The sequence below is a fragment of the Microvirga yunnanensis genome (genome assembly GCF_025460875.1).
In genome coordinates this window covers 103,566-113,351 of the sequence record NZ_JAMXFI010000015.1, presented here as the reverse complement: position 1 = coordinate 113,351, position 9,786 = coordinate 103,566, and the positions used below count along the sequence as shown (strand labels likewise).

At 66.1% G+C, this 9,786-nt stretch carries 7 protein-coding genes; 3 read left to right on the top strand and 4 right to left on the bottom strand.

What is annotated here, in order from left to right; translation table 11 throughout:
* The first annotated feature begins 547 nt into the window (after positions 1-547).
* Positions 548-1,726, top strand: coding sequence for an acyltransferase family protein (locus NF876_RS10480; protein ID WP_262268745.1), 1,179 nt, complete (start codon positions 548-550; stop codon positions 1,724-1,726).
* A 228-nt stretch (positions 1,727-1,954) separates the two neighbouring features.
* Here NF876_RS10480 and NF876_RS10475 read toward each other — a convergent pair whose 3' ends face one another.
* Positions 1,955-5,110, bottom strand: coding sequence for a tetratricopeptide repeat protein (locus NF876_RS10475; RefSeq protein WP_262268744.1), 3,156 nt, complete (start codon positions 5,108-5,110; stop codon positions 1,955-1,957).
* Positions 5,111-5,295: 185 nt separating this feature from the next.
* Here NF876_RS10475 and NF876_RS10470 point away from each other — a divergent pair, with 185 nt between their 5' ends.
* Positions 5,296-7,146, top strand: coding sequence for a glycosyltransferase family 2 protein (locus NF876_RS10470; protein WP_262268743.1), 1,851 nt, complete (start codon positions 5,296-5,298; stop codon positions 7,144-7,146).
* Positions 7,147-7,413: 267 nt separating this feature from the next.
* Here NF876_RS10470 and NF876_RS10465 read toward each other — a convergent pair whose 3' ends face one another.
* Positions 7,414-7,728, bottom strand: a complete 315-nt coding sequence (locus NF876_RS10465) for an STAS domain-containing protein (RefSeq protein WP_262268742.1) — start codon at positions 7,726-7,728, stop codon at positions 7,414-7,416.
* On the bottom strand, positions 7,728-8,522 hold the full coding sequence (locus NF876_RS10460) for a PIG-L deacetylase family protein (RefSeq protein ID WP_262268741.1): 795 nt from the start codon (positions 8,520-8,522) through the stop codon (positions 7,728-7,730). The genes NF876_RS10465 and NF876_RS10460 overlap by 1 nt, the downstream gene beginning before the upstream one ends.
* 340 nt (positions 8,523-8,862) lie before the next feature.
* On the opposite strand from NF876_RS10460, the gene NF876_RS10455 reads away from it, so the two are divergent.
* Positions 8,863-9,333: a hypothetical protein gene (locus NF876_RS10455; RefSeq protein ID WP_262268740.1), complete on the top strand. Its 471-nt coding sequence runs from the start codon at positions 8,863-8,865 to the stop codon at positions 9,331-9,333.
* Between the two features lie 2 nt (positions 9,334-9,335).
* On the opposite strand, the gene NF876_RS10450 is transcribed toward NF876_RS10455, so the two are convergent.
* On the bottom strand, positions 9,336-9,779 hold the full coding sequence (locus tag NF876_RS10450; RefSeq protein ID WP_262268739.1) for an ATP-binding protein: 444 nt from the start codon (positions 9,777-9,779) through the stop codon (positions 9,336-9,338).
* Between the last annotated feature and the right edge of the window lie 7 nt (positions 9,780-9,786).

Sequence of the window (9,786 nt, the reverse complement as noted above, 5' to 3'; positions counted from 1 at the left end):
CAACGACTACCTGCTCTACAACAAGAAGACCGGCATTCTCTCCTATGACCCCGACGGATCCGGCGGCAAGGCTGCCGTGGAATTCGCCCAGCTCAGCAAGAACCTGAAGCTCACCCACAAGGATTTCATGATCATTTGAGTCGAGGCGCCGCGCAGGACGCGGTAGGGGAACGGACCTCTCGGCGAGATGGCGTGCGTTACTCCAGCCGAGTTACCGACGAAATCCAAGGTCGGCGCCTTGTCATGACGCCACTACTACCTCTGTCCCATACGCGCGGCTTGTGATGCCGGGGAGCGGGATCTAACATCCTGCGCGTCGTGTTGGCGCACGGCCCTTGCCGGGGAAGTCCGCATGCGCCGAATCGCATCTGCCATGCCGGGTCGAGACCTGCCTTTTGTGAAACCTTTTCCGGCGGCGGATCGGTGTTGAAGTGACAAGTATTCACGGTAGTGTGAAGAGTTCGCCACGAAGGATCCGTCCTCAATCTCCGCTGTCGATGACATAATGTCTTGATCGCGGCGCATATTGCATCGTGGAGAATCATATATGAAAAGCCTGGACGAAAACCTGCGCGAGCAAATTGATCTACTGAGATTCCTGCTCGTGTCCGGTCTTGTGTTCCTGCACTACGGCCGGTTCCCCGGCTATACCCACGATCCATGGGAAGGATTGGTGCCAACCGATTATCCGGTTTCGACATTCGCGAACTCGTATCTCTATTTCATCTTTCTCAGTTCGGTCCCTCTGTTGAGCGCGATCTCGGGATATCTCTTCTTCCGAGAGGTCGATCACTCGGTCGCCTTCTATCTCAAGCGCTATCGCAGCCGGGTACGCTCCGTTCTCCTCCCCATGATGTCCTGGAACGTGATCTCCCTGGTGGTGGCCGCGACCGTGCTGACGGTCAATCCGAACTACGGGGAGATCCTGGCTTATGACGTCTTCAATCTGAAATGGCAGGACGTCATCAACGCGCTTGTCGGCTTGACTCAGAATCCCGCGAACTTCCAGTTCTGGTTTCTGAGGGACCTGTTCCTGACCGTCCTGTGCTCGCCGATTCTGGCCTTCGTCATCAGGCGAGCGCCCTGGACCGGCTTCACGGTCCTGTTCGTCGTATGGCTGTTGAACTTCAATGCGTGGCACATTTTCCATCGCCCTGACGTTCTCTTCTTCTTCTACATCGGCGCCATGGCGCGGCTCCTCAACTGGCCGGTCGCCACGATGGTCACTCCGCGAGCCGGGATCATCGCCCTGGTGTCTTTGCTGGTGCTCGTCGGCGTCCGGACCCTGTCTCCCCTCTTCGTGCCGGATGATCTACCGGCGCGCGAAGCCCTGCTCAACGTCTGGAGCGACGGGCTGCGGTTGCTGGGAGTCGTCGCATTGTGGGGCATCGCACCTCTGCTCGTATCGACCTATGTGGGGCGAATGATCGGAAAGGTTGCGGCGATCGCGTTCTTCCTCCATGCGCTTCATTGGCCCCTCAATCAATTCATGAAGGCCTGGTTCGTCCGCATGTTTCCCGATCACAGCGACTTCACGTTGCTGATCAACTTCTTCGGCAGTTCGATTCTCTCGGTCGCCCTGACCATCGGCGCCGCATGGGTGCTCAACGCGGTCGCCCCCTCGGTCTTCGATCATTTGAGCGGCGGCCGCTCGCGGCTGTGGAGCGCCGCCCGGAATCGCGTCAGCAGGCCAATGGCGGAGAAAGTTCCGCAAGTGGGCGCCTGACGGAGTTGGGCATGAGCCAGGGAGGCGGGCGGGACTCTCGCCCGCCTCCGTTTCGTCGCGAGGCATTCAGCCAAGAGCCACGCCAACAGCCACGAGAGGGAGGCGCTCGTTCAGCCGCGCAAAGCGAGATCTCGCCGGGTGCCCTGCCCTCACATCACGGCAACAAGCGACGGCAAGCCCTCGTTCTTCGTTGAAACCCTGCCGGGACCCGTGCCGTCGCGCTGCGGATCACCACCGCACCCGCAGCTGGCCGCCGACGGACCAGCGGCTGAACGGCTCGTCGTCCTGTTGCGGATTGAAGCTGCCGTCGTCGTCTGACGAGCGGGCATAGGAGATGAGGTAGTTGGCGTAGAGCGCGAAGGAAGCCTGCTGGGTGAAGTCGTAGTTCAGGCGCGCCGACGTATAGGAGACGAAACCCACCTCGCCCGGCTCGCTGAAGCCGTATCCCGCGGCCGCCTGGATGTCGAACCACCACTTGTCCGCGAGAGGACCGTAGAACTGCAGGGTCGCCTCGAGGGACTGGTAACGCTTCGGGTTCCAGTATCCGTTGTCGAGCACCTCCTTGAACTCGAAACCCGTGTAGCGGGCGCCGAGCCAGAAATAGGGGTTGGCGGTCAACCGCTTGGCCGCTTCGAATTGGCCCCAGACGCGCTCGTTGCCGTCCGAATACTGGCTGTAGATCCCCTGCGCGCTGAACCGGGTGGCGTTATCCGGCGTGAGATCCACCGAGAACCCGAAATCGTTCGCGAGGATGTCGTTCACGATGGAGCGCGTGTTCTCGTCCGCGTAGCGCCGCCCCAGATCGAGGTCGAACCGCAGGAGATCGGACGGAATCAGGCTCAGGGTCGTCTCGTGGGTGAAGGTCACGTCCTGCTCGTCCTTCGGACTGACCCGGCTCGGGATCTCCTCCTCCAGGTTCAGGAAGAACGAGGTCTTGAACTCCAGATAATCGTTGAACCGGTGGCGGCCCGCCAGGCCGAGGCTGTACATGTCGACGCTGGGGAAATCCGCGCCCCTGTAGCGCATGAAGCGCGTCTGAGAGGCGAACTTGGTCAGGCCGGCATTGAACGTCAGCTCGTGCGAGGCCTGCAGCGACCAAATCGCCAGATCGTCGGAGCGCCTCGCATACCAGGTCTCGATTTGAGTCAGGGGGCGACGCTCGAGATAGAGCTGATCGAGGAGGCGCTGAGCGCCCTCGTCCCCGGGCTTCGCCGCGAGCACGGCCCGAGCATAGGTCTCGGACAGGTCGGGGCGGCCCATCTCGTTCCGTGCCTGGGCGGCGATGAACAGGGTCGCCGGGTTGCGGTCGCCGGCTGCCAGGAGAGGCTCCAGGCGGGCCAGCGCGGCGCGCGGAAGCCCCATGGATCGTTCCGCCGTCGCGGCGCCGCGGATCGCCTCCACGTTGCGCGGCTGCAGGGCGAGGACCGCCTCGAAATCGACCAGTGCGGCCTGGTGGCGGGTGATGTCGTTGAGCGCGTTGCCGCGCCCGACCAGAGCCTCCACGTCACGGGGATCGGACGCGATGATCTCGCTGAAGACCGGGATGGCGAGTTTCTGCTGGCCGCTCCAGGCGAGCGCGCGGGCCAATCCGAGCTGCGCGTCGCGCTTCTCCTTGCCCGTGAGGTCGGGCCGCTCCAGGATCTCCTGGAACAGCGGAACGGCTCGCAGGGGCTGGCCCGCATAGAGGACCTGCTCGGCATATTCCCGCAGCAGCTCCCGGCGGCGGCCCGGCATCACCGTCAGGGCGCGCTCGAACAGGTTGACCGCCTCGGCGTTGCGGGCCTGGCCGGCGGCCTGACGCGCAGCGCCCACGAGGGCGTCGGAGAAGGCCTTGCGCGCCTCCGCGTCGCGCGGGTTCTCCCGCAGGATGCTCTGCCACGCGGAGATCGCTTCCCGGAACTGGCTGCTCCAGAGCAGGGCGAAGGCCAGCCCGCGCCGGACGCGCCGGCGCTCGGCCTCCGGGCGCTGCCCGTCGCGAAGAGCCTCCCGGTACAGCGGCACGGCCCGCGCCGGATCGCCCGAATAGACCACCTGGTCGGCGTATTCCGGCAGCAATTCCTGACGCCGCTGCGGAGCGGCCTCGATGGCTTGCCGGAAGAACGTGGCGGCATCGGCGTTTTTCGTCCTCTGGGCGGATTGGCGGGCGGCCCCGACATACGCGTCCGAGAGAGCCTTGCGGGCCTCCGCGTCGCCCCGGTCCGCCCTCAGGATCGTGTCCCAGGCCTCGATGGCCTGTGGGAACTGGCTGCTCCACAACAGGGCGAAGGCCAGCGACCTCTCGACCGGCCGGCGCTCGGCCGGGGCGAGATCCCGGCGCGCGAGAACCTCGCGATAGACAGGCACCGCCCGGCCCGGCTCGCCCGAATAGGCGAGCTGGTCCGCATATTCCCGTCCGATCTGGCCGCGCTTCGACGGGTCGAGCGCGATCGCGCGTTCGAAGAGTGCCGCGGCCTCCTTGTTCGCCCCACGACCCGCGGCCTCCCGGGCCGCGGCGATCGCCGCATCGGCCGGAGCGGCCGCCGGCGCGGGCGGTGCCGCCGGCGCGGCTGGCGCAGCCTGGACGGTCGGCGCGGCCGGACGGCTCGCCCCGGCGCGCGCATCGGCCAGCCCCTGGCGCAGCTGGGCGTCCTCGGGCGCCTCCCGAAGGGCCTCCTCGAGGGCTCCCACGGCGGCCGGGAACTGACCGCTCCAGAGCAGCGCGAAGGCAAGGCCGCGCCTCAGGCGTCGCTGCTGGTCCGCCGGGCGGCCGCCATCGCGCAAGGCTTCCCGGTAGAGAGGAACGGCCTGAGCCGGCTGGCCGGCATAGGCGGTCTGGTCGGCCCATTCCGGCAGCAGTTCCTGACGCCGCCCGGGTGCCGCTTCGATCGCCCGGGCGAAGAGCGGGACGGCATTGGCGTTCTCATTGCGCTCCCCGGCCTGCCGGGCAGCGCCCACGAGAGCGTCGGACAGGGCTTTTCGGGCCTCGTCGCTGGTCGGATCGGCGCGCAGGCGCGCCTCCCAGGCGGCCACCGCTTCCTGGAAGCGGCTGCCCCACAAGAGGGCGAAAGCGAGCCCCCGCTCGGCGCGTTGCCGGATGTCGGCCTCGAGGCCGGAATGGGAGAGAAACTCCCGGTAGAGCGGCACCGCGTCGGCGGGACGGCCGGAATAGGTGACCTGATCGGCATATTCGAGGAGCAGGTCGCGACGGCGCTCAGGCGCCAGGACGATCGCCTGTTCGAAGAGACGCGCGGCCTCCCGGTTGTCGTTCGCGCCGGCGGCCTGGCGGGCCTGCTCCACCACCTCGTCGGCCGACTGGGCCCAGGCCCGCGACGGGCCGAGACCCGCCCCGAACAGGACCAGCAGGCTTGCGAAACACACGTGAAGGGCAAGCCTGCGTGGAAACATCGTCTCGGAATCTCGAATCGTGAACTATGGTCGGGAGGATCAATATCTGGAATTCGGCCTTATAGCAGGTAAAGATCATCTTTCACGGGGTCGCAACGCCTGCATGGGTTTCTTTCCTCAAAAATAGCCTAAGTTCCTTCCTCGGCCAGAGGTTATCGCCTCCAACTTTTTGGGAGTTGCCGTTCTTGTCCCGCCCTGCCTCGCGTTTCCAAACTCAGAAGCCCTGGACACCGCTGCCCTATTCTCCCCTGCACGAAACGATCTGGCAGTTCCTCTGCACGGCGAGCCTCGTGTTCGGCACGTGGTATCTGGGATGGCGCTGGCTGAAATCGATCAACTACGACGCCCTCTGGTTCTCGATCCCGCTGCTGATCGCCGAGACGGGATCCTTCATCGGGCTCGTGTTCTTCACGGTCAATCTCTGGTCGGCGAAGTCTCCGGTCCGCGGTGCGCTCCCCGCGACGGCCCGCGAGTGCTCGGACGATCCCGACATGCCGGACCGCCCCGTCTCGGTCGACGTCTTCGTCGCCACCTACAGCGAGGATCCCGAACTGGTCCGGGTGGGCCTGCAGCATTCCAAGAAGCTCACCTATCCCTACCCCATCAGCCTCCAGATCCACGTGCTCGACGACGGCAAGCGGCCGGCCATGGAGGCGGTCGCCCGCGAGGAAGGGGTCAACTACATCACCCGGTCCGACAATGTCGGGTTCAAGGCCGGGAACCTCCGCAATGCCATGTCGGCCACGTCGGGCGATTTCATCCTGATCTGCGATGCCGACATGCACCCCTTCCCGACCTTTCTCGAGGAGACGCTCGGCTATTTCCGCGATCCCAAGGTGGCGTGGGTCCAGACCCCCCACTGGTTCTACGACATCCCGCCGGGCGTGCCCCTGCCGGCTGCGCTCGAACGGCGCCTGGGCGCTTTCGGCCGCGGTCTCGGCCGCGCCTTCGAACGGATCTTCGGCGCGGTTCAGATCGGCGAGGATCCGTTCGCCAACGACCCCCAGCTCTTCTTCGACGTGATCCAGCGCCGGCGGAATTGGGCCAATGCGAGCTTCTGCTGCGGGGCCGGCTCGATCCATCGCCGCGAGGCCGTCATGGAGGCGGCGCTGCGGCAATGGTCGGATCAGGTGGCGGCCGCCGCGGGCCGCAACGAGACGGCCGCCCGCGAGCTGACCGGCGAGGCCGTCATCACGGACTCGATCAGCGACGCCATGCGCTGGCAGAGCGCCCTCGACGAGGAGTTCCAGCCCTACAAGTTCCACGTGTCGGAGGACATCTACACGTCGATCGTGCTCCACAGCGACCGGGAGCGCGGATGGAAATCCGTCCTCCACCCCGTGGTCCAGTCCAAGATGCTGTCCCCCAACGACCTCCTCAGCTGGACCATCCAGCGCTTCAAGTACGCGGGCGGCACCCTGGACATCCTGGCCCATGACAACCCGCTCGTCCGCCGTGGCCTGACGCTGCCGCAGAAGCTCATGTACGGCTCCACCTTCTATTCGTACCTGTCGCCGCTCTGGAACGTGATCTTCCTGGTCTCGCCCATCGTGTTCCTCTTTTCGGGCATCGCTCCGGTGTCCGGCTACTCGCTCGACTTCTTCCTCCACATCGCGCCGTTCCTGCTTCTCAACGAGCTGTCGCAGCTCGTCGCGATGTGGGGCAATTCGAACGCCAAGGGGCGGGCCTGGTACCTCGCCATGTTCCCGCTGAACCTCCAGGCCCTCTGGGCCGTGGTGAGAGGCCAGAAGATTTCGTTCCCGGTCACGCCGAAGGACCGCCAGGTGGGCACTTATGGCCGCCTCGTCCGGTGGCAGATCGGGCTCGTGATCGTCACCCTGGCGGGTCTGATCTGGGGCTGGTACTCGTTCGGGACCGGCCGCGAGGGCTACACGCTCGGGGCGATGATCGCCAACACGCTCTGGGGGTTGAGCAATGCCCTGTCCATGCTCCCGGTGATCCGGGCGGCGTACTGGCAGCCGGATCCCGAGTACGAGGCGGCCATCACCGAAGGCGCGCTGCCGACGGGGCTCTAAAGCGTCGGACCCGAAAGCGGGCTCCACCTTCGGGATCGGATCCGATGCTCCACTCTTGGCTGGCGCATCGTTCGGGACGCGACCGAGGCCCGATTTCGTCCGCACGATGGGCTAGCGCATCGGACGGAAAAGTGGACCCGGCATTCACTGGCGTGGCCCTTCGGGTCGCTTGCGCGGCCCGCTGGGTCCGTCTCATCCGATGCGCCGGTCAAGAGAATGAGCCTCGGATAAATCCCAAAAGTGGTGTCCACTTTTGGGTCCGAGGCTCTAGACGGTCTCCAGAATGGTGAAGACCCGGTCCAGGGCCGTGAGGCGCATGAGCCTGCGCACCTGAGGACCGGGCGCGACGAGACGCAGGTTGCCGTCGGCCCTGCGCGCGGCCTTGAGGCCGGACACCAGCACGCCGAGGCCCGTGCTGTCGATGAACGGCACCTCGGCCAGATCGACGAGGACCTGCGTCGCCCCACCGGCGAGCGCGCCGTCCAGGCGGGCCCTGAGCCCGGGCGCGGCGGCGGCATCCAGCCGGCCCTGGAGGCGCAGGTGGGCCACGGCCCCGGCCAGGTGCTCCACGTGGACGACCATCACGGGGAACCGTGCGGACGAACGGGCCAGAACCGCTCGGCCGGACCCGACGCGCCGCCGGTCCGGATGGCGAACTCCGCGACGGCGCTCCGGAAATCGGCCGTGAAGCGGAAGATCACCGGCACCTGCGACCGGTAGCACGCAATGGCGTCGAGACGCGTGTCGAGGGCATAGCCGATCGGGACGAGGACGGGCTCGCCGACGGCGCCACCCAGCGCGGCGAGGCGCGCCGTAACGCCGGCCGGCGTATGGATCGCATAGGGGCAATCCTCGTAGGCGTAGACCTGCGCCCCCTGCCCGGCCAGGCTGCGGCCCGCCTCGAACACGAGCTGGTGGTCGACATGGGACCCGACGCCGAGCGGAACGAAGACACGGATCCCCTCGCACCATTCCGGCAGGTGGCGGATCTCCTCGGCCAAGTGCATCGCCAGCTCGAGCTCCTCGCCGATCAGAGGGCCGAACAGCTCCTGATCGGACTTGTAGCGGTCGCCGCAATAGATGGCGTCCGGCATGCCCAGCCAGCGGACCGGAGCGCCGAGCGTGCGGGCGGCGTCGGCATCCTCGGCGCGCCGGACGGCGAGCACCTGCTCGGCATCCGTGACCTTCCAGCGCTCGTGCTTCCAGGCGGCGAAGGGGCCGACCATTTCGTCGACCAGCTCGCCGGCGAAGACGGTCACCATGCGCGGCTCGTGCCCATGCTCGGCCAGAAGCGCGACGGTTCCGCCGCAGGACAGGGGAACATCGTCATAATGCGGCTGAATGAAAAGCGCCGGTCCTGACGCCGGAGAGTTCATCGAATTCTGCTTCTTCTACCTGACGCCGGAACGGTCGAGCGAGCCTTTAGCGGAGATGGCCATGGCAGGGAAGCCGGAGCCTTGCCGCAAAAAGTTTCGATCGAATGAATTCCGATCTGGACGTCGCGGTGGGAGACGCCAACCGTCGCTGATCGGAATGCGATCGAACAAGAATGTTCCAACGTGTCAGCGAGTCAAGAAGCCGCCGTTGCTCCACATGGACCTCTGCCTGCTCGCTTGCCAGGGACCGGGACGAACTTCTAATGTCGGCACCTCGTCCCCGCTATGGGGACGGCAACCCGTTTCAGTATCGCGTTCCAAGCTTACCGGAGGCTCAACGGTGACTTTCAGGGATGGCCTCCTCAAGGCCCGGGGGCAGCTTACCTTCATCGCCGCGCTGGCGATCTCGACCGGAATCATCATCTATCTCGAAGCGCTCGACACCGAGGCGCATATCCAGGGCCGGGTCGCGACGGAACTGTCCCGGCAGAGGAACGCGCCGGCGACGGTCTCGCCCGCCATCGAGGCTGCGGTGCGCACGAATCTCCAGCGCTCGGAAGAGGCTTACGGCGCCGATCCCGACAGCCCCACCACCCGGGCGGCCCTTCTGTCCACCCTCTCGTCGGCCGTGCAGCTCGGCATCCTGAGGCCCGAAGACGGCCTGACGCGGGCGCAACGGGTCGTCGCCGACATGGAACGCCGGCGCGGCGAGCCCAGCACGGTGGTGGACGCCGCGCTCGGCTCGGCCGCCGTCGCGTTCCCGTCGCTCCAGGACAGGATCGCAGGGCTCAACGCGTCGCCGAGAAGCTGACGTCAGGACCCGGGGCGGGCGATCCGCTTGACCATCCGCAGGCGGTTCTCCGATTCGTTCGACACGTACTCGACCTCGTCCATGTTCATATGGATGAGGGCCAGGCCCATGCCGCCCTCCGGGATCTCGGCCAGATCGGTCTCGTCGAAGGTGAACGGATCGTCGGACGCCTGTTCCAGGACCCCGGCCGCCATTGGAAGCGCGTGATCGATCACGTCGATCACGATCCGGTCGGCCTGGAGCCCGACGGCGACCTGGACGTCCTTGCCCTTCTCTCCGTGATAGCCGTGCTTGATGACGTTGTTGATGGCCTCGACGAGGCTGAGTTCCACGGCGTCGAGGTCGTCAGGGCCGAGGAAGTCCTCGCACAGGGCCCGCACGGCGCGTGCCAGGAGGGAGACCTTGTCGAGGTCGCTGTCGATGGAAAGGCTGATGGAGGCGACCATTCCTGTT